At 65.7% G+C, this 17563-nt stretch carries 19 protein-coding genes and 1 tRNA gene; 14 read left to right on the top strand and 6 right to left on the bottom strand.

Annotated elements, in window-relative coordinates:
- Positions 1-19: 19 nt before the first annotated feature.
- From ruvB to queE, 9 genes are all read left to right on the top strand, one after another.
- Positions 20-1054 carry a Holliday junction branch migration DNA helicase RuvB gene (gene ruvB, locus CPBF1521_RS12660; protein WP_104584704.1) on the top strand — a complete coding sequence of 345 codons (1035 nt, stop codon included), beginning with the start codon at positions 20-22 and terminating at the stop codon, positions 1052-1054.
- A 52-nt stretch (positions 1055-1106) separates the two neighbouring features.
- Positions 1107-1565: a tol-pal system-associated acyl-CoA thioesterase gene (ybgC, locus tag CPBF1521_RS12655; RefSeq protein WP_104584702.1), complete on the top strand. Its 459-nt coding sequence runs from the start codon at positions 1107-1109 to the stop codon at positions 1563-1565.
- A gap of 11 nt (positions 1566-1576) precedes the next feature.
- Positions 1577-2356: a protein TolQ gene (gene tolQ / locus CPBF1521_RS12650; protein ID WP_016904125.1), complete on the top strand. Its 780-nt coding sequence runs from the start codon at positions 1577-1579 to the stop codon at positions 2354-2356.
- A 235-nt stretch (positions 2357-2591) separates the two neighbouring features.
- Positions 2592-3041, top strand: coding sequence for a protein TolR (gene tolR / locus CPBF1521_RS12645; RefSeq protein ID WP_016904126.1), 450 nt, complete (start codon positions 2592-2594; stop codon positions 3039-3041).
- Positions 3031-4071: a cell envelope integrity protein TolA gene (gene tolA, locus CPBF1521_RS12640; protein WP_104584700.1), complete on the top strand. Its 1041-nt coding sequence runs from the start codon at positions 3031-3033 to the stop codon at positions 4069-4071. The genes tolR and tolA overlap by 11 nt, the downstream gene beginning before the upstream one ends.
- A 263-nt stretch (positions 4072-4334) precedes the next feature.
- A complete protein-coding gene (gene tolB, locus CPBF1521_RS12635) occupies positions 4335-5654 on the top strand; it encodes a Tol-Pal system beta propeller repeat protein TolB (RefSeq protein WP_104584698.1) in 1320 nt (439 codons plus the stop codon).
- 57 nt (positions 5655-5711) lie between these two features.
- Positions 5712-6230: a peptidoglycan-associated lipoprotein Pal gene (pal, locus tag CPBF1521_RS12630; RefSeq protein ID WP_016904129.1), complete on the top strand. Its 519-nt coding sequence runs from the start codon at positions 5712-5714 to the stop codon at positions 6228-6230.
- A 6-nt stretch (positions 6231-6236) separates the two neighbouring features.
- Entirely contained in the window at positions 6237-7055 is an 819-nt protein-coding gene (gene ybgF, locus CPBF1521_RS12625; protein WP_104584696.1) for a tol-pal system protein YbgF, read from the top strand.
- Between the two features lie 44 nt (positions 7056-7099).
- Entirely contained in the window at positions 7100-7783 is a 684-nt protein-coding gene (gene queE / locus CPBF1521_RS12620; protein WP_115677217.1) for a 7-carboxy-7-deazaguanine synthase QueE, read from the top strand.
- Between the two features lie 193 nt (positions 7784-7976).
- On the opposite strand, the gene CPBF1521_RS12615 is transcribed toward queE, so the two are convergent.
- Positions 7977-8843 carry an aldo/keto reductase family oxidoreductase gene (locus CPBF1521_RS12615; RefSeq protein ID WP_115677216.1) on the bottom strand — a complete coding sequence of 289 codons (867 nt, stop codon included), beginning with the start codon at positions 8841-8843 and terminating at the stop codon, positions 7977-7979.
- 527 nt (positions 8844-9370) lie between these two features.
- Between CPBF1521_RS12615 and CPBF1521_RS12610 the strand changes: the two genes are divergently transcribed.
- The gene (locus CPBF1521_RS12610; RefSeq protein ID WP_104584690.1) at positions 9371-9592 is read left to right on the top strand and encodes a hypothetical protein; all 222 of its coding nucleotides are present in this window, start codon (positions 9371-9373) and stop codon (positions 9590-9592) included.
- A complete protein-coding gene (locus CPBF1521_RS12605; protein WP_164739745.1) occupies positions 9589-9912 on the top strand; it encodes a hypothetical protein in 324 nt (107 codons plus the stop codon). Before CPBF1521_RS12610 ends, CPBF1521_RS12605 begins: the two co-directional genes overlap by 4 nt.
- A 229-nt stretch (positions 9913-10141) precedes the next feature.
- On the opposite strand, the gene CPBF1521_RS12600 is transcribed toward CPBF1521_RS12605, so the two are convergent.
- The 3 genes from CPBF1521_RS12600 to CPBF1521_RS12590 all read right to left on the bottom strand — a co-directional run bounded on the left by CPBF1521_RS12600 (position 10142) and on the right by CPBF1521_RS12590 (position 12066).
- Positions 10142-10217: transfer RNA gene (locus CPBF1521_RS12600), tRNA-Lys, on the bottom strand.
- A 47-nt stretch (positions 10218-10264) separates the two neighbouring features.
- Positions 10265-10939 carry a 7-cyano-7-deazaguanine synthase QueC gene (gene queC / locus CPBF1521_RS12595; protein WP_016904340.1) on the bottom strand — a complete coding sequence of 225 codons (675 nt, stop codon included), beginning with the start codon at positions 10937-10939 and terminating at the stop codon, positions 10265-10267.
- Positions 10940-11172: 233 nt separating this feature from the next.
- Positions 11173-12066, bottom strand: coding sequence for a LysR family transcriptional regulator ArgP (locus CPBF1521_RS12590; protein ID WP_115677215.1), 894 nt, complete (start codon positions 12064-12066; stop codon positions 11173-11175).
- Between the two features lie 76 nt (positions 12067-12142).
- On the opposite strand from CPBF1521_RS12590, the gene CPBF1521_RS12585 reads away from it, so the two are divergent.
- Positions 12143-12793 (top strand): LysE/ArgO family amino acid transporter, encoded by a 651-nt coding sequence (locus CPBF1521_RS12585; RefSeq protein ID WP_370659379.1) that lies wholly within the window; start codon positions 12143-12145, stop codon positions 12791-12793.
- Positions 12794-12819: 26 nt separating this feature from the next.
- Positions 12820-13245: a GNAT family N-acetyltransferase gene (locus CPBF1521_RS12580; protein WP_115677214.1), complete on the top strand. Its 426-nt coding sequence runs from the start codon at positions 12820-12822 to the stop codon at positions 13243-13245.
- Between the two features lie 139 nt (positions 13246-13384).
- Here the strand turns inward: CPBF1521_RS12580 and CPBF1521_RS12575 are convergent, their stop codons facing one another.
- Both CPBF1521_RS12575 and CPBF1521_RS12570 read right to left on the bottom strand, forming a co-directional pair.
- Entirely contained in the window at positions 13385-15544 is a 2160-nt protein-coding gene (locus tag CPBF1521_RS12575; protein ID WP_115677213.1) for a methyl-accepting chemotaxis protein, read from the bottom strand.
- 515 nt (positions 15545-16059) lie between these two features.
- Positions 16060-16266, bottom strand: a complete 207-nt coding sequence (locus CPBF1521_RS12570) for a hypothetical protein (protein ID WP_115677212.1) — start codon at positions 16264-16266, stop codon at positions 16060-16062.
- Positions 16267-16383: 117 nt separating this feature from the next.
- Between CPBF1521_RS12570 and CPBF1521_RS12565 the strand changes: the two genes are divergently transcribed.
- On the top strand, positions 16384-17094 hold the full coding sequence (locus tag CPBF1521_RS12565; RefSeq protein ID WP_115677211.1) for an rRNA pseudouridine synthase: 711 nt from the start codon (positions 16384-16386) through the stop codon (positions 17092-17094).
- Positions 17095-17563 lie beyond the last annotated feature (469 nt).

The raw sequence follows: 17563 nt of genomic DNA, 5'->3' as shown, positions 1-17563 counted from the left end.
CCCCATTCCCGGCTTTTCAATGGACCGCATCATCGCCAGCAATGCCACCCGCGAAGACGATGCCGCCGATGCGAGCATCCGGCCCAAGCGCCTGGCCGACTATCTAGGCCAGCAGCCGGTGCGCGAGCAGATGGAGATCTACATCGAAGCAGCCAGGGCGCGCGGCGAGGCGATGGACCATGTGCTGATCTTCGGCCCGCCCGGCCTGGGCAAGACCACGCTCAGCCATGTCATCGCCAACGAGCTGGGCGTGAACCTGCGCTCGACCTCCGGCCCGGTAATCGAAAAGGCCGGCGACCTGGCCGCGCTGCTGACCAATCTGCAGCCGCACGACGTGCTGTTCATCGACGAGATCCATCGCCTCTCGCCGGTGGTGGAAGAAGTGCTATACCCGGCGATGGAAGATTTCCAGATCGACATCATGATCGGCGACGGCCCGGCCGCGCGCTCGATCAAGATCGACCTGCCGCCGTTCACCCTGATCGGCGCCACCACCCGTGCCGGCCTGCTGACCGCGCCGCTGCGCGACCGCTTCGGCATCGTGCAGCGGCTGGAGTTCTATTCGCCGCAGGAACTGACCCGCATCGTGATCCGCTCGGCGGCGATCCTGGGCATCGATTGCACGCCCGAAGGCGCGGCCGAGATCGCCCGCCGCGCGCGCGGCACCCCGCGTATCGCCAACCGGCTGCTGCGGCGTGTGCGCGACTTTGCCCAGGTCAAGGCCGCCGGGCATATCGATCTGCCGGTGGCGCAGGCGGCGATGCAGATGCTCAAGGTCGACCCGGAAGGCTTCGACGAGCTCGACCGGCGCATGCTGCGGGTGATCGTCGAACACTTCGACGGCGGCCCGGTCGGCGTGGAATCGCTGGCCGCCTCGCTGTCGGAGGAGCGCGGCACGCTGGAAGACGTGATCGAGCCCTATCTGATCCAGCAGGGCTTTCTGATCCGCACCGCGCGCGGCCGCATGGTCACCACCAAGGCCTATCTGCACCTGGGCCTGAAGCCGCCGCGCGATCGCGCCCCGGGCATCGGCGAGCCGGGAGAGCTGTTCTGATGGTGCTCCGTTTGTCGCTCGCCCGGCCCGTCTCGACCAACCCTCCGTGCCCATGACCGCCGACGCCCGATTCCCGTCTCCCGATTTTCCGCCAGTATTCAGTTGGCCGACACGCGTGTACTGGGAAGATACCGACGCCGGCGGGGTGGTCTACCATGCGCGCTACGTCGCCTTCATGGAGCGTGCGCGCACCGAATGGATGCGCGCGGCCGGTTATGGGCAGGAACGCCTGCGCCAGCAGCACGAGCTGGTGTTTGCGGTTCGCTCGATGCAACTGGATTTCCTCAAGCCGGCCCGGCTCGACGATGCGCTGTCAGTGTCGGCAGTGTTGCTGCGATGCAGACGGGCCAGCCTGCTGTTTGCGCAGTCGGTGCGTCGCGAGGGCGAAGTGCTGCTGACCGCCGAGGTGCGCATTGCCGCACTCGGCACCAGCGACTTTCGCCCGCGCGGGATGGACGATGCGCTGTATGACGTGTTGAAAGCTCTAGAAACCCCAGAATCCGATTACTGAGGAACAAACGGATGTCGATTGCATTGCTCCTGGCCCTGCAGGACACGGTAGTGGAAGCACTACCGCAGGACGTTGCCGCCGCTGCGGCACAGACCGCCAGCGTGGCGCACAACAGCAGCATCAACTATGTCGATCTGATCCTGCGGGCGAGTATCCCGGTCAAGATCATCGTGTTGCTGCTGCTGATCGGCTCGTTCATCAGCTGGGTGATCATCTTCCGCAAGGCGCGCGCCTTCAAGCAGGCCAACCGCGAGGCGGACGAGTTCGAGAACCGATTCTGGTCCGGCGCCGATCTGGCCAAGCTCTACGCATCTGCCACCGACCGCAACCGCACCGTCGGCGGCCTGGAGTCGATGTTCGAGAGCGGCTTCCGCGAGTTCTCGCGGCTGCGTGACCGCCGCCGGCTGGACGGGCGGGTGCAGCTGGAAGGCGCGCAGCGTGCCATGCGCACCGCCTTCACCCGCGAAGTCGACCAGCTCGAGCGCAATCTCGAATTGCTGGCCAACATCGGCTCCACCGCGCCGTACGTCGGCTTGGTCGGTACCGTGTTCGGCATCATGGTGACCATGCACGACATGGTCAGCAGCGGCGAGCAGGCCGGTATCGCGGCCGTGGCGCCGGGTATTTCCGAAGCCCTGTTCGCCACCGCCATCGGTCTGTTCGTGGCAATTCCCGCGGTGTGGGCCTACAACCGCTTCACCACCCGCGTGGAACGGCTGTCGGTGCGCTACGAGACCTTCGCCGACGAGTTCAGCTCGATCCTGCAGCGCCAGGCCGGCGCAGACGAGTGATGCGCGCGCCCTGCGACAGCCGGCAGGTAGGCCAATCTCCTGCCATGGCCCGCACACCCCGGTGCGCGGACGTGGCCGGTTTGGCAGCCGCTCATGCCCGTTTCCCGCTGCGCAGGGACTGGGCAGGCTTGCCACGCGCGACAGCTCGCACCCGCGTGTGCGAGGGATTGGATGGGCGAGTCCGCCGCAAGAGCCCGCACATCCATGTGCGGGGGATCAATAGGAACGTTCCGCGATGATTTCCGGTATTTCCCGCCGTAAGAAGCGCAAGCTCAAATCCGACATCAACGTCGTGCCGTACATCGACGTGATGCTGGTGCTGCTGATCATCTTCATGGTGACCGCACCGCTGCTGACCCTGAGTACCGACGTGAACCTGCCGAGCTCGCGCGCCAAGGCGCTGGAGAGCAAGCAGGATCCGGTCGTGGTGGTGGTCGCTGCCGACGGCCAGCTTGCCCTGCAGCTGCCCAAGGGCAAGCCGCAGGCCATGGACGTGGCCGCGCTGCAGGCGCAGCTGGCCGCCATCGTGGCGCAGGACAAGGACGCGCGCGTGGTGGTGGCCGGCGATCGCGCCGCGCCGTATCAAAAGATCATGGACGCCATCGACGTGCTCAAGCAGGCCAAGGTCGAGAAGGTCGGCCTGATCTCCGACTCCGGCGGCACTGCAGGCAGCGATGCACGCTGACGCACTCCCCACCCAGACCGCACGCGAGGATGGCTGGCTGCGACCGGTCATGCTTGCCCTGGTCGTGCACGTACTGGTCGCACTGGTGTTCATTGCCGGCTGGCTGTGGTCGCCCGAACGCTCGGTCGAGCCGGCGGCGGGCGATCCCAGCATGGAAGCCTCGCTGGACGTGTCCGCGGCCGAAGCACGCGTCGCGCGCCAGGCGCTGAAGGCCACGCCGGTGGAGGCACCGCCACCGCCCGCGCCGCTGCCCGAGCCGGCGCCGGAAGATACCGTGCCGCCGCCGCAGCCGATTCCCGAGCCGCGTCCGCAGGATGCGCCCACGCCGCAACAGGCACAGGCACAGGAGCGCGTCGCGCAACCCGACAAGGTCGACCAGGACCGTGTCGATGCGCTGGCACTGTCGGCGGAAAAGGCCAAGCAGGAGCAGGAAGCCAAGCGCCGCCAGGAGCAGATCGACCTGACCGAGCGCAAGCGCCAGGAAGAGGCCGAGCAGAAACTGCGCCTGGCCAAGCAGCAGGAAGAAGCCGACGCCAAGAAGAAGCAGGCCGCCGCGCAACAGGCTGCCGCCGATGCCGAGCGCGAGAAGAAGATCGCCGAGATCCGCCGCCAGCGCGAGCAGGCCACCAAGGAGGCCGCGCTGGCCGAGCAGAAGCTGCGCCAGGTCGCCGCCGCGCGCGCGCAGCAGGCCTCGTCGGCTGCCGCCGCCAGCGCGCAACCGACCGCAGGGCAGGGCGGCACCAGCACCGATCTGTCGGCCAAGTACGCCGCGGCGATCCAGCAGAAGGTGCTGGCGCAGTGGGTGCGCCCGCCGTCGGTTCCGCCGGGCCAGAAGTGCACCATCAACATCCGCCAGTTGCCCGGCGGCAGCGTGATGGAAGCCAAGGTCGCGCCCGGCTGCCCGTACGACGAGGCCGGCCAGCGCTCGATCGAGGCCGCGGTGCTGAGCGCCCAGCCATTGCCGTATCGCGGATTCGAGTCGGTCTTCCAGCGCAACCTGACGTTTGTGTTCACCGCCCAGGACCAGTAAGCACAGGTCACGGATGGCCGGGGCGCGGCAGCACAGCCTGCGCTGCGCCTCGGCGGGGAAGCGGTAGCGATCCACTGCCTGGTGCAGGTCTGCCGGGCAACCGAGTGGGCACGCAACCGCAAGCCCGCTCGCTCTAGACTGACGCAAGCGCCTGCTGGTGGACCACTCGCTCCGTTTTCACGCTGTCTCGTTCACGATTGCGAGTATGTTCACTCGCTGATTGGTATCCCTTGCACACTTTTCCTGCCCGATCCGAGCCGTCCATGAAAAAACCGCTGCGTTGGCTAGCTGCCTTGACCGCCCTGTTGTTGCCGCTGAGCGCACTTGCGCAACAGCAAGGGCTCACCATCGATATCGTGGGCGGTAGCGCCTCGGCGACACCGATCACCGTCGTGCCCATGCCGTACCAAGGTTCCGGTACTGCGCCACAGACCGATGTGTCTGCCGTCGTCGGCGCCGATCTGGACCGCTCCGGCCAGTTCCGCACGCTGCCGGTTGCGCAGATCGTCGAAAAGCCGACCCGTGGCACCGAGGTGCAGTTCCAGACCTGGCGCACGCTCAAGCAGAACTACATCGTGGTCGGCCGCGTCATGGATGCCGGCGAAGGCGCCTACCGCGTGGAGTACGAACTGTTCGACGTGGCCAAGGGCGAGCGCCTGCTCGGCCTGGCGATGACTGCGCGCGCCAACGCGATGCGCGATGTCTCGCACCAGATGGCCGATGCGATCTACGAGAAGATCACCGGCGTGCGCGGCGCGTTCTGGACCCGGATTGCCTACGTGACCGCCAGCGGCAAGGGTGGCGCGATGCGCTATGCATTGATGGTGGCCGATTCGGATGGCTACAACCCGCAGACCATCGTGCGTTCGGCCGAGCCGCTGCTGTCGCCGAACTGGAGCCCGGACGGCAAGAAGCTGGCCTATGTGAGCTTCGAGCGCGGCAATTCCTCGATCTACCTGCAGGACATCGCCACCGGCGCGCGTGAACTGGTGTCCAGCTTCCGTGGCATCAACGGTGCGCCGTCGTTCTCGCCGGACGGGCGTCGCCTGGCGCTGGCACTGTCGCGCAGCGGCAACCCGGAAATCTACGTGATGGACCTGGGCAGCAAGCAGCTGACCCAGCTGACCAACCACTTCGGCATCGACACCGAGCCGACCTGGGCGCCGGATGGTGGCAGCATCTATTTCACCTCCGATCGCGGCGGTCGTCCGCAGATCTATCAGGTCTCTGCCAGCGGCGGCAGCGCCAACCGCGTGACCTTCCAGGGCAACTACAACGCCACCGCCAGCGTGTCCTTTGACGGCAAGAAGATCGCCGTGGCGCAGGGCAGCGGCAATAGCTACCGCATCGCCATGATGGATCGCAGCCTGGGTTCACCGAGCTGGAGTACGCTCTCGCCGGGGTCGCTGGACGAGTCGCCGAGCTTTGCGCCGAACGCCAGCATGGTGCTGTACGCCGCACGTGAGGGTGGCCGTGGCGTGCTCTACGCCGTCTCCGCCGACGCTCGCGTCCGCCAGCGTCTGGTCCTGGCCGATGGCGATGTGAGAGAACCCGCATGGGGGCCTTACCGAACCGCGCATTAATGTTAATATTTCGCTGCGTTAAACCACTCATTGGCCCAGAGCCTCCATAGGTATCCCATGAACAAGTCCACCCGCGTCTTGCTTGTCTCCCTGTTGTCCGTTGCCGTGCTGGCCGGTTGTTCGAAGAAGGTGAAGGAAACTCCGCCTCCTGCGACTGACACCACCGCTGGTTCCTCCGTTCCCACCGGCCCGTCCACCTCTGGCCTGTATGGCCCGGGCGACCTGGATACCGATGCCTGCCTGCGCCAGCGCGTTGTCTACTTCGATCTGGATCAGGACTCCCTGAAGCCGGAATTCCAGGCCATCATGGCGTGCCACGCCAAGTACCTGCGTGACCGTCCGTCCTCGCGCATCACCCTGCAGGGCAATGCCGACGAGCGTGGTTCGCGCGAGTACAACATGGGTCTGGGCGAGCGCCGCGGCAACGCCGTGTCGTCCTCGTTGCAGGCTGCCGGCGGTTCCGCCAGCCAGCTGACCGTGGTCAGCTACGGCGAAGAGCGTCCGGTCTGCACCGAAACCAGCGAAAGCTGCTGGTCGCAGAACCGTCGCGTTGAAATCGTGTACACGGCTCAGTAAGAAGCGATGCGCTTTCGAGTGACATCCCTGTTCGTCGCGGCGGCCCTTGTGGTCGCCGCGCCGGCGCACGCGCAGCGAGCCAGTCTCGCTGATCGTGTTGCCGTGCTTGAGCAGCAGCAGGCCAACAGCCAGGCCAACAACGATCTTCTCAATCAGCTGCAGCAGGCGCGTTCGGACCTGCAGGGCTTGCGAGCGACCGTGGAGCAGCTGCAGCACGACAACGAACAACTCAAGCAGCAGTCCAAGGACCAGTATCTGGATCTGGACGGACGCCTGAACCGGCTGGAAGGGGCAGGTGGCGCAACGCCGCCATTGCCATCGCCCACCGGCAGCGTCACACCGGCCCCGGCTCCTGCCGCGCGGCCTGCAGCGGCGGCAACTTCCGAGAAGCCGCCCAGCGTGCATGGCGATCCAGGCACGATGGCCGTCAGCAACGACGAACGCACTGCCTACAATGTCGCCTTCGATGCATTGAAGAACGGCAAGTACGACGATGCCTCGCAGTTGTTCCTGAGCTTTCTGGAGCTGTACCCAAACGGCGTCTATACCCCCAATGCCTTGTACTGGTTGGGCGAAAGCTATTACGCCACCCGAAATTTCCAGCTGGCCGAGGCGCAGTTCCGCGATCTGGTCAGCCGCTATCCCACGCATGACAAGGCCTCTGGCGGCCTGTTGAAGCTTGGCCTGTCGCAGTATGGCGAAGGCAAGAACGACGAAGCCCAGCAGACCTTGCAGCAGGTCGCAACGCAGTATCCCGGCTCCGACGCAGCGCGCGTGGCCCAGGAGCGTCTGCAGTCCATCCGTCTCGGCCAGCAACTGCGCTGAGCCCGCGCGCGCGTGCGCCTTCGGGCGTGGCGCATACTTTGCCCATGAACGCCGCCGCCGTCCCCAGCGAGATCGTCCAGTCGCCGTTGCCGCGATTGAAGATCACCGAAATCTTCCTGTCCCTGCAAGGCGAAGCCGAGGCCGCCGGCTGGCCGACCGTGTTCGTGCGTCTGACCGGTTGCCCGCTGCGCTGCCACTACTGCGATACCGCCTACGCCTTCCACGGCGGTGAATGGCACGACATCGACGCGATCGTTGCCGAGGTCGCCGGCCACGGCGTGCGCCATGTCTGTGTGACCGGCGGCGAGCCGCTGGCGCAGAAGCGCTGTCTGGTGCTGCTGCAGAAACTGTGCGATGCCGGCTTCGATGTCTCGCTGGAGACGTCCGGCGCGCTGGACGTGTCGGCGGTCGATCCGCGCGTCTCGCGCGTGGTCGACGTCAAGACCCCCGCATCCGGCGAGCAACTGCGCAATCGCTGGGAAAATCTGCCGCTGCTGACCGCACGCGACCAGATCAAGTTCGTGATCTGCAGCCGCGCCGATTACGAATGGGCGCGCGAGATCGTCGCGGCCCATGCGCTGGACCGCCGCTGCACGGTGTGGTTTTCGCCCAGCAAGAGCGAAGTGACGCCGCGGCAGCTGGCCGACTGGATCGTGGCCGACCGCCTGCCGGTACGCTTCCAGATGCAGCTGCACAAGCTGCTGTGGAACGACGAACCGGGGCGCTAGGCGCGAGCGACACGACGCCTGCGCGTACCGCCAGGCAGGCGTACCCGATACCCGGCATCGGCGTCTGCCAAGCGTCCACCGTGAGTGCTGACGCGCCGTCCGCATCCGCCTGGCGAGCACTGGCGATGTTGCGTTGGTCGCTCCGATCCGGCGCTCGGCGCGCTGCCCGGCGGGAGGCAGTAGTGGTGCGCGTTTACGCGGCGATCCTGTTCAATTCTTCGACGGCATCGGCCGGCAGTTTCAGTTCCGCCGCGAACAGATTGGCGCGCAGGTGCGCCACCGACGAGGTCCCCGGAATCAGCAGGATGTTGGGCGAGCGCTGCAGCAACCAGGCCAGTGCCACCTGCATCGGGGTTGCGGCCAGGCGCCCGGCAACAGCGGCGAGCGTGGACGATTGCAACGGCGAGAAACCGCCGAGCGGGAAGAACGGCACGTAGGCGATGCCGTCGCGCGCGAGCGCGTCGATGAGGGCGTCGTCGTGCCGATGCGCGACGTTGTACATGTTCTGCACGCAGACGATGTCGGTCATGGCGCGTGCCTCGGCCACCTGCGTCGCGGTGACGTTGCTGATGCCGATGTGCCGCACCAGGCCATCGCGCTGCAGCGCGATCAGGGTCTCCAGCTGTTCGGCAATCGAGCCTTCCGCCGGTTCCTGCGTCTTGAACATCACGCGCAGGTTGACCACCTCCAGTGTTTCCAGCCCCAGATTACGCAGATTGTCGTGCACCGCCTCGATCAGTTGCTGCGGCGAGAAGGCCGGCAGCCAGGAACCATCCGCGCCGCGGGCGGCGCCGATCTTGGTGACGAGGGTCAGCGCCTGCGGGTAGGGATGCAGTGCCTCGCGGATCAGTTGATTGGTGGTGTGCGGCCCGTAGAAATCGCTGGTGTCGATGTGGTTGACGCCGTGCGCCATCGCGTCGCGCAGCACCGCCAACGCGCCTTCGCGATCCTTGGGCGGGCCGAACACGCCGGGCCCCGCGAGCTGCATCGCGCCGTAGCCGATGCGGGCGACGCTGCGATCTCCAAGAAGAAACGTGCCGGCTTTTTCGATGTTGCTCATGGCGTTGCGCTCGCGTGTCGTTGAGCCGACAACGATAGGAAACGTGGCGCGGCATGTGAATTCGCATTTGCTGCGGCGCCGGTTCGCTCCCGCCAGGGCGTGTGACATATGGGCGCAACCGCATCGGCCCAGCCGATCGTCCAGCGGGATGTGCCGGAGTTTCAGGTTTTGCTGGCTCGGCGGGCAGTGCTTTCGCCGCGTTGCGTCGCAACCGTCGCGTCGTCGCGGCGGTGTGTCTTTACGTTGACAGGCGCCAAGCGGCGGAGCGAGTATTCCAGCGTCGCCGCCCATTCGGCGACCGGGATTGGCGTCCCGAACCAAAAGGCGCACCAGCGCCCATCGATCGATGCACGGCGCTTTTTTACCGCCCGCATCACTGTGGGCGCATGCCGGCCAGCTCTACGGCGGGCGGTGCGCGGGGGCCGCAAGGCCCACCGGTTCCTTTTGGCCGGCACGCCAACCGCGTACCGTCCGCCACCCCGATTGGCGTCTGGGTGGCGGATTCCAAAACACAAAAGGAATCCAGCATGTCTTACGACACCCATGAAATGCCCGCATCTGCTGCGCGCCAGATCGTCCTCCATTTCGATCCGGCCGCCAACGCATTCGAATGGAACCGTGCAGCCTCGTTCAACCTGACGCCGCGCGGCGAAGGCCCCAGCACACCCGTTCACCCGCTTACGTCGGCCTATCGTCGTCTGGTTGCGGTGATCGTTGGCGTCGATGGCCCCTCGGAGATGCAGCGATGAGCGCCAACAGGCAATTCCGCGTCTGTGAGGGTGTGGTTCTCAGCGTCGAGGCGATGCAGGGCTATGTGCTGGCGATGCTGCATTCCGACGCGCGGCCCGATGCGTCGCCTGTCCTGATCGCCTGCGAAGCCACTGGCTTTGATGAGGTCTTGCCGGGCAGCGATGCGCAGAGCGTCGTGCTGGGCCGCCTGCATGTCTGCATGCGTGTGGACGCGGCGGTGGACGTGCTCACGTGGCTGCGCAAGCAGGCGCGCGCCGTCGGGGCCGCGCAGCGAACGCGGCGCGTGCAATCGCGTGTCCAGAAGACGCGGGCCAGGTGATCAGCGGGAACGACACGGCCGCCAGCGCCGGGCCCAGGACCTGACGGCCGGCGCAGCGTGATCGGGCGGGAGGTGCCGGCTTGGGCGCCGCCGCGCGCGCTGCGATAGGCGCTGCACCCCATCCATCCGCGTGGCCGTGCAGCACGTTCCATGGCTGCGCAGTTGCCGGTGGATTGTCCGCAGGCACAAAAAAAAGCGCCCTGGGCGCCCTTCACGTTGTTGATCTGATTGGTGGGCCGTGATGGATTCGAACCATCGACCAAAAGATTAAAAGTCTTCTGCTCTACCGACTGAGCTAACGGCCCACTGTCCCGGCAGCGCGCCGGGGTGCGCATTCTACCCTACACCGGCGTCAAGGCGAAATGGCGTAGTGGGTGGGGTCCGGGACCCCGGCGTCGGCGAAACCGGCCGCGCGCAGGCGGCAGGCGTCGCAGTGGCCGCAGGCGCGTCCGTCGGCGTCGGCGCGGTAGCAGGACACGGTCAGGCCGAAGTCCACGCCCAGGCGCACGCCTTCACGCACGATGTCGGCCTTGCTGAGGAACTGCAGCGGTGCATGCACGCGCAGGCCGGCGCCTTCCACGCCGGCCTTGGTGGCCAGGTTGGCCAGCACTTCGAAGGCGCGCACGAATTCGGGCCGGCAGTCCGGGTAACCGGAATAATCGACCGCGTTGACGCCGCAGAACAGGTCGTTGGCGCCGATCACCTCGGCCCAGCCCAGCGCCAGCGACAGCATGATGGTGTTGCGCGCCGGCACGTAGGTGACCGGAATACCGTCGCCACCGGCGTCGGGCACGTCGATGTCGTCGGTGAGCGCCGAGCCGCCGATGCTGCGCAGGTCCACGTCCACCACCTTGTGCGCGATCACCCCCTGCGCCGCGGCCACGCGCGCGGCGGCGTCCAGCTCGGAGGTATGGCGCTGGCCGTAGCGCACGCTCAGGGCATGCACGGCAAACCCCTGCTCCTGCGCAAGCGCGATGACGGCAGCGGAATCCATGCCCCCGGACAACAGAACAACGGCTTTTTTCATGACGGATCGGCAATCACAACGGAATAGGCGGAAAGGCTAGCAGGCTCGGCGTGGCACGGCGACCCGGTCGCCGCTGCGGCGGCAGCGCGATGCCGGGCAACGCGGCTGTGCCGAGCGCGCGCGGGCAGGGTAGCGACCGTATCTGCACGTCAATTCGGTGCGACATCCTGCCGGCAGTTGCGCGCCTCGGGCTTCGGAGTTGCCTGCCCGCTTCGCGTGCGGCACGGCCGGTCTCAGCGCAGGCTCGCGGCCGCCGCCTTGCGCAAGGCCTGGCCAAGTTGCTGCAGGGCGCGCGAGCGCACTGCCGCGCACTGCCAGTACAGCGGCACATCGAGCCAACGTGTCGGGTCGATGATGACTACCTGCCTGTCGCGCACGGCGGGGGTGACCATCGATTCCGGCGCCAGGCACCAGCCGAGTCCGCGTGCGGCAGCTTCGACAAAGCCGGTCGAGGTTGGCAGGTAGTGGATCGGCGGCGCCATCTGGACGCGGGTGATGCGGCGGACGAAGCGGGTTTGCAGCGTGTCCTTTCGGTTGAACACCAGCATCGGGGCGCGCGCGAGAGCCGCTGCACTCAAGCCCTGCGTGAAGTGCGTCGCAACGAATGCGGCCGATGCGATGGCGTGATAACGCATCACTCCCAGCGCTTGCACGTTGCAGCCCTGCAACGGCTTGCGCTCGGCAGTGACGGCGCCGAGCACCGCGCCCGATCGCAACAACTCCAGGGTGTGGTCCTGGTCGTCCATCTGCACATCGAACAGAAAACCATGTGCGCGATGCAGCGCCGACAAGGCCGCCAGGAACCAGGTCTGCAGCGAGTCGTCATTGACGGCGATGGCCAGCGTGCGCGGATGCCCGGCGCTGCTGTCGCCGGGAAGGAAATCGGCAATCGCTTCGGACTCCAGTACCTGCATCGGCTTCACGCGGCGCAGCAGGCGCTCGCCGGCCGGAGTAGGGCGGCAGGGAGCCTTGCGGATCACCAGTACCTGGCCGAGCCGGTCTTCCAATGCCTTGACCCGCTGCGAAATTGCCGACGGCGTCACCGACAGCCGCCGCGCAGCGGCGTCGAAGCTGCCTTCCTCGAGAACGGCAGCGAATGCAGCCAGTTGCGGGTGCAGCAGATCCATGACGTTCGGCGGGATTAGAAGTTCTAAGCAGGATACAGAAGATTTAGTTTTCCTAATTGCAGCGGAACGCCCAGCATTGGCGCCTGTGATCCGGGAGGTGCTCGTGTTACTTCAAGCCGCAATCTCTGGCTTCATCGCCAGCGCAGGTCTCATCATTGCAATCGGTGCGCAGAATGCATTTGTGCTGCGGCAGGGACTGCAGCGCCAGCATGTTGGTCTGGTGGTGGCGATCTGCGCGTTCGGCGACATCGCGCTGATCGTGCTGGGCGTGGCCGGGATTGGCGTGCTGGTAACGCAATGGCCGGAGTTGTTGCAGGTGCTTCGCTATGCGGGAGCTGCATTTCTTGCGGCATATGGCGCGCTGGCTGCACGCAGGGCCTGGCGTGGCACCAGCGCACTGGCGCCGGCGCAGACCGGCGCGCAACGCTGGCAGCGCGCCATGCTGGCGTGCCTGGCCTTTACCTTTCTCAACCCGCACGTCTATCTGGACACGATGCTGCTGCTCGGCAGTCTGGCCGCGCGTTACCCGGGTCCGTTGCGCTGGGCGTTCGCGTCGGGCGCGTGCCTTGCCAGCATCACGTGGTTTTCCGGGCTGGGCTATGGCGCGCGTCTGCTGCAGCCGGCCTTTCGCGATCCGCGCGCATGGCGTGTGCTGGATGCGGCGATCGCGGGATTCATGCTGGTGCTGTGTGGATTGTTGCTGCTGCCCTCGCAGGCGCTACCCTGAGGCCTCACCGTCCCGGAGCTAGTGTCATGTCGCCGCTGCATGTCTCCACCGATCCATCCGCGCTCGATATCGCGCTGATCCATCGCTACCTGGCGCAGCACACCAGCTGGGCCAGGGACATCCCGCTTGCGGTGGTACAGCGCTCCATCGCCAATTCGCTGTGTTTTGGCGGGTTCTGGGAGGGCAGGCAGGTCGCCTTTGCGCGCGTGGTTTCCGACTACGCAACCGTTGCGTACCTGGGCGATGTGTTCGTGTTGCCCGAGCACCGGGGCAAGGGCTATAGCAAACAATTGATGGACGCGGTCATGGCGCACCCCGATCTGCAGGGGCTGCGCCGTTTCAGCCTGGCAACCAGCGATGCGCACGGCCTTTATGCACGCTACGGCTTCACCCCGCCGCTGTCTCCGCAGTCGCTGATGGAGCGCTATTTTCCCGGGCTCTATACGCGCTAGCGTTGTCGTGCCTTCTGCCGCGCGCCGCACCGGCATGGTGCGGCGCGCGGCAGAAGGGCGCCTCAAGGTGCTACCGCGTTGCGTGAGGCGAGCCGCGCAATGCGACCGACCTCGCCATGGTGCAGTGCCGACTGCCGGCTCAGGCGTGGCGGGCCTTGCTCAGCAGCTGTGCGACCGGTGCCGCTGCGTGCTGCCGCGTCTGCCGTGCGTCGATCTTGAAGATCGCCACCGCATCGGTGAGCTGCACCGCCTGCTCTTCCATCGCACGCGCGGCAGCAGTGGCTTCTTCCACCAGTGCGGCGTTCTGCTGCGTGGTTTCGTCCATATGCGTGATGGTCTGGTTGACCTGCTCGATGCCGGCCGACTGCTCCTGGGAGGCTGCAGAAATCTCGCCCATGATGTCGGTGACACGTTGCACGCTGGCCACTACCTCGCCCATGGTCTCGCCGGCGCTGTGCACCAATGCCGAGCCCTCGGCCACGCGTTGCACCGAGTCGTCGATGAGGTCCTTGATCTCCTTGGCGGCGCCGGAGGAACGCTGCGCGAGCGTGCGTACCTCCGAGGCCACCACGGCAAAGCCGCGCCCCTGTTCGCCGGCACGTGCGGCTTCCACTGCCGCGTTCAAGGCCAGGATATTGGTCTGGAAGGCGATGCCGTCGATGACGCTGATGATGTCGGCGATCTTCCTGGACGAGGCCTCGATACCGCTCATGGTGTCCACGACCTTGCCGACCACTTCGCCCCCTTGCGAGGCAACGCGTGCGGCGCCGATCGCCAGCTGATTGGCCTGGCGTGCGCTTTCGGCATTCTGCCTGACGGTGGAGGTGAGTTCTTCCATCGATGCTGCGGTTTCTTCGAGATTGGCCGCCTGCTGTTCGGTCCGTTGCGACAGGTCCTGGTTGCCGGCGGCGATTTCGCTGGCCGCGGAGTTGATCGACACGGCCGATTGCTGGATGTTGCCGACGATCTGCGCCAGCTGGTTGGCCGTGGCGTTGGCGTCATCGCGCATCTGTGCGAAGACACCGCGGAATTCACCACTCATGCGTGCGGTGAGGTCACCTGCGGCGATGGACTGCAGCAACGACGACAGCGACTGCAGGTTGCCGTCGGCCGTGGACATCAGGTGGTTGAGGCTTTCGACCATGATGCGGAAGTCGAACTGGAAATGCTCGGCATCGCCGCGCGCGCTGAAGTCGCCATTGGCCGCGGCCTGGGCGAGATGCTTGATCTGGTGATTCATCGCCGACAGGTTGAGCTTGACCTGCGACATGGTGTCGCTGAAAACGGCCTTTTCGCCGGGCAGCGGCTGCATGTCTTCGGAGAGTTCGCCAACGGCATACCGCCCCATGATGCGTGCCAGATCGGTCTGCACTGCCACATGCGAGGCAACCAGCAGGTTGGTGTCGTTGGCCATGCGCCCGTAGTCGCCCGGGAAGGCCGCCGCATCGATACGGAAGCTGATCTGGCCGTTGTCGTGATGCCTGGCCATGTCGGTTTGCGCGGTGATCAGGTTACGCAGCTGCAGCTGCATCTTGTCCATGGCCTTGAGCAGGCGGCCGGTTTCGTCGTTGGCGCTGGTGTGCACATCGTTGTGCAGGTTGCCGGCTGCAATGGCCTCTGCAGTGCGTGTGGCCTGGCTGAGCGGCTGGGTCAGGCTGCGGGTGATCAACCAGGCCAGCAGTGCACTGATGGCCAGCGCGGTGATGCCGCCACTGGCCAGGATGACCTTGCCACGATGCATCGAGGCAACGGCGGTTTGATAAGCTTCCTTGCTGAGCCGGCGCTCCAGCTCGGCATTGGCGCGGATGGCCGCCTGCTGTGCGTCCATCGCCACGGCGGCGTCGCCCTGCAGCAAATCCTGCGCTTGCTGGTTCTGGTCGTGAATGCCGTACTGGAGAATCTGGTTGTTGAACTTCACCGACACGTCGCGCTTTTCCTGCAGCAGCTGGAGCGCGTTCTTTTCAGGGGCGCTGCTCGGCAAGGCCGTCAGTGCGTCATGCGCCTCCTTGTAGCGTGCACGGTTTTTTTCGATCATCTCCATGCTGCGGCGGTTGGCGGCATCGCCGGACACCATCACGATGTCGCGCAGGCCGATCGCCACATTGGTATTGGCGTCGAGCATTTCCGAGGACAGCTGGATCTTCTCCATGTTGCTGTTGACGATGGTATCCAGCTCGAAACGGGCGTTGGACATGGTGACCAGGCCGGTCGCAACAAGCAGGCCCGACAATAGGATCAAGATGCCAAAGGCCATGCCCAGGCGACGGCCGACATTGAGGCGTTGCAGATATGTATTCATTACCGCATCCAGGTAGTGCAGCTGAGGGGCTCGATGAATGGGTCATCCACCAGAGCGTCTTGCCCAGCTAACGGCCGGATTGCGACGAGCTAAAGGTACGTATCTGAAATGACTTAGATTGAATTCATCGTGCGGAAGAAATTTCCCGACAGCCGTCCGCAGCGTCCTGACATCCGCACATGCACTGCGTGTTTGTGGCGTCTATCGCTGGATCGAAGCATGCCAACCGCAGAACGATTTTCCGACGTTTCGCCGACAGGTGGCGCCCCCCTGGAGCGCAGCGGATGCTTTGACAGGATCGCATCCGCTATGTGTCGCGATACCTGCAATCCGCTTGTCTTTGGTAAGCGCCGGTGCTGGTGCAGCGGCGTGTTCCGGCGATGCGATCTACTCTGATGCAATGCGACACGGGCCTTGCCACGTGCACCTTGCAAGCCGGCATGGCCGGCTGCTGGTGCGGCAGCGCGCATCGCGCGTGAGGCGTCACGCGCATGGCGGCACTATGGGTCTTGCGCTCAACCTTCCAGCGCAGCGAGTACATCGGCATGAAGCTGCTCGGCGCCGCTTTCGGTATTGAAGCGTGCAAAGATTTCCTCGCCGGAGAGCAGGCCGACCCGGACCGAGTGGCAATACGATCCGAAGTTTTCGCCTGCGTTGAAGGGATCGCTGATGACGGAGATGTGGTTGAGGCGGACCCGGGTGCTGCCAAACTTGATGAACATCTGCAATCTCCTGTGTGAGCGCCCAGTTTCCCACTTTGTCGGGCAGCGCAGAAGCCGGCCTCACGCATCCGTCGACCCAGCACGTACACTGCCGTCCCCTGAAGCCGAGCCCGCCCGATGTCCGATCCGATCCGTCTCGATAAATGCGTGGCCGCGCGGTTTGGCTGCTCGCGTGGAGAGGCGCAGCAGTACATCGAGGGCGGCTGGGTCAGTGTGGACGGGGTCGTGGTCGAAGAGCCGCAAGCCCTGGCGACCGCGGCGCAGGTGACGCTGGCGGAAAACGCCGTGCTCGAACCTGCCGAGCCTGCCACGCTGCTGCTGCACAAACCGGCAGGCATGAGCGCCGAGGCGGCACTGGCACTGGCTACTGCGGAAACGCGCAGCGCCCTGGACCAGCTCGAGATGCGTGTGCTCAAGCGGCACTTCCTGCGTCTGCAGGCGCCGCTGCCGTTGGAGGACGCGGCGAGCGGTTTGCTGGTACTGAGCCAGGACGGCCGCGTCCTGCGCAGGCTCAGCGCCGACGCCACCTCCATCGAACAGGAATTCCTGGTGGAGGTGCGCGGGGAGCTGCGCCCATATGGCATGGCGCGGCTTGCGCATGGCTTGGTGTATCAGCAGCGCAGCCTGTCGCCGTGCAAGGTGAGCTGGCAGAACGAGGAGCGTCTGCGCTTTGCGATCAAGCACGTGCAACCCGGCCAGCTGCGTTACATGTGCGGTGAGGTCGGGCTGGAGGTGGTCAGCATCCGGCGCCTGCGCGTGGGCCGCGTGTCGCTGGGCAAGCTGGCCATCGGCCAATGGCGCTATCTGCCGACAGGCGAGCGTTTCTGACGGGCAGCACGTGTTGGATGCGCGTGGCTGCCATGCGGCGGCATGCCGCTGCTGCCGACATGTATGCAGCAAGCATTGCGTAACCGCACCATGGCGGTGTCACTGCCCGGCGCCGTTGTTCAGGCCATTGCGGCATTGATGCGCTGTCAGGCCCGCACGTAAAACGTAGCGACCGTGCCGGGCAATAGCGACGCGCGTCGGCCGAGTCTTGCGCGCTCGGCAATGCACTGCGATTGCGCGGTGAGCGCAAGCTGCGTTGCGCATCCCGATGCCGGGGTCGCCTGGTTCGTGGCTTACTTCTTGTTGCGTTTTTTCTTGGCGCGCGTCACCAGCCAGAACACAACGGCAATCACGCCGACGACCAGAATGATGAAGGCCGGTGACAGAAACGAATTGTCGCCCATGGAAATTTCCTGAAAATCTTCGCAGCCGAGTGCTGCACTGACGTCAGCCTAGCGAGCGGCCTGCT

This window comes from Xanthomonas euroxanthea (genome assembly GCF_900476395.1).
In the GTDB taxonomy this organism is placed as follows: domain Bacteria; phylum Pseudomonadota; class Gammaproteobacteria; order Xanthomonadales; family Xanthomonadaceae; genus Xanthomonas; species Xanthomonas euroxanthea.
Note: the sequence above shows the minus strand (reverse complement) of the source record. Positions and strands in the feature narration are given on the sequence as shown.

What these genes read in the sequence shown, in the direction of transcription:
- ruvB (WP_104584704.1), top strand. Translation starts at nt 20, where the DNA reads ATGGACCGCATCATCGCCAGCAATGCCACCCGCGAAGACGATGCCGCC.
- ybgC (WP_104584702.1), top strand. Translation starts at nt 1,107, where the DNA reads ATGACCGCCGACGCCCGATTCCCGTCTCCCGATTTTCCGCCAGTATTC.
- tolQ (WP_016904125.1), top strand. Translation starts at nt 1,577, where the DNA reads ATGTCGATTGCATTGCTCCTGGCCCTGCAGGACACGGTAGTGGAAGCA.
- tolR (WP_016904126.1), top strand. Translation starts at nt 2,592, where the DNA reads ATGATTTCCGGTATTTCCCGCCGTAAGAAGCGCAAGCTCAAATCCGAC.
- tolA (WP_104584700.1), top strand. Translation starts at nt 3,031, where the DNA reads ATGCACGCTGACGCACTCCCCACCCAGACCGCACGCGAGGATGGCTGG.
- tolB (WP_104584698.1), top strand. Translation starts at nt 4,335, where the DNA reads ATGAAAAAACCGCTGCGTTGGCTAGCTGCCTTGACCGCCCTGTTGTTG.
- pal (WP_016904129.1), top strand. Translation starts at nt 5,712, where the DNA reads ATGAACAAGTCCACCCGCGTCTTGCTTGTCTCCCTGTTGTCCGTTGCC.
- ybgF (WP_104584696.1), top strand. Translation starts at nt 6,237, where the DNA reads ATGCGCTTTCGAGTGACATCCCTGTTCGTCGCGGCGGCCCTTGTGGTC.
- queE (WP_115677217.1), top strand. Translation starts at nt 7,100, where the DNA reads ATGAACGCCGCCGCCGTCCCCAGCGAGATCGTCCAGTCGCCGTTGCCG.
- CPBF1521_RS12615 (WP_115677216.1), bottom strand. Translation starts at nt 8,843, where the DNA reads ATGAGCAACATCGAAAAAGCCGGCACGTTTCTTCTTGGAGATCGCAGC.
- CPBF1521_RS12610 (WP_104584690.1), top strand. Translation starts at nt 9,371, where the DNA reads ATGTCTTACGACACCCATGAAATGCCCGCATCTGCTGCGCGCCAGATC.
- CPBF1521_RS12605 (WP_164739745.1), top strand. Translation starts at nt 9,589, where the DNA reads ATGAGCGCCAACAGGCAATTCCGCGTCTGTGAGGGTGTGGTTCTCAGC.
- queC (WP_016904340.1), bottom strand. Translation starts at nt 10,939, where the DNA reads ATGAAAAAAGCCGTTGTTCTGTTGTCCGGGGGCATGGATTCCGCTGCC.
- CPBF1521_RS12590 (WP_115677215.1), bottom strand. Translation starts at nt 12,066, where the DNA reads ATGGATCTGCTGCACCCGCAACTGGCTGCATTCGCTGCCGTTCTCGAG.
- CPBF1521_RS12580 (WP_115677214.1), top strand. Translation starts at nt 12,820, where the DNA reads ATGTCGCCGCTGCATGTCTCCACCGATCCATCCGCGCTCGATATCGCG.
- CPBF1521_RS12575 (WP_115677213.1), bottom strand. Translation starts at nt 15,544, where the DNA reads ATGAATACATATCTGCAACGCCTCAATGTCGGCCGTCGCCTGGGCATG.
- CPBF1521_RS12570 (WP_115677212.1), bottom strand. Translation starts at nt 16,266, where the DNA reads ATGTTCATCAAGTTTGGCAGCACCCGGGTCCGCCTCAACCACATCTCC.
- CPBF1521_RS12565 (WP_115677211.1), top strand. Translation starts at nt 16,384, where the DNA reads ATGTCCGATCCGATCCGTCTCGATAAATGCGTGGCCGCGCGGTTTGGC.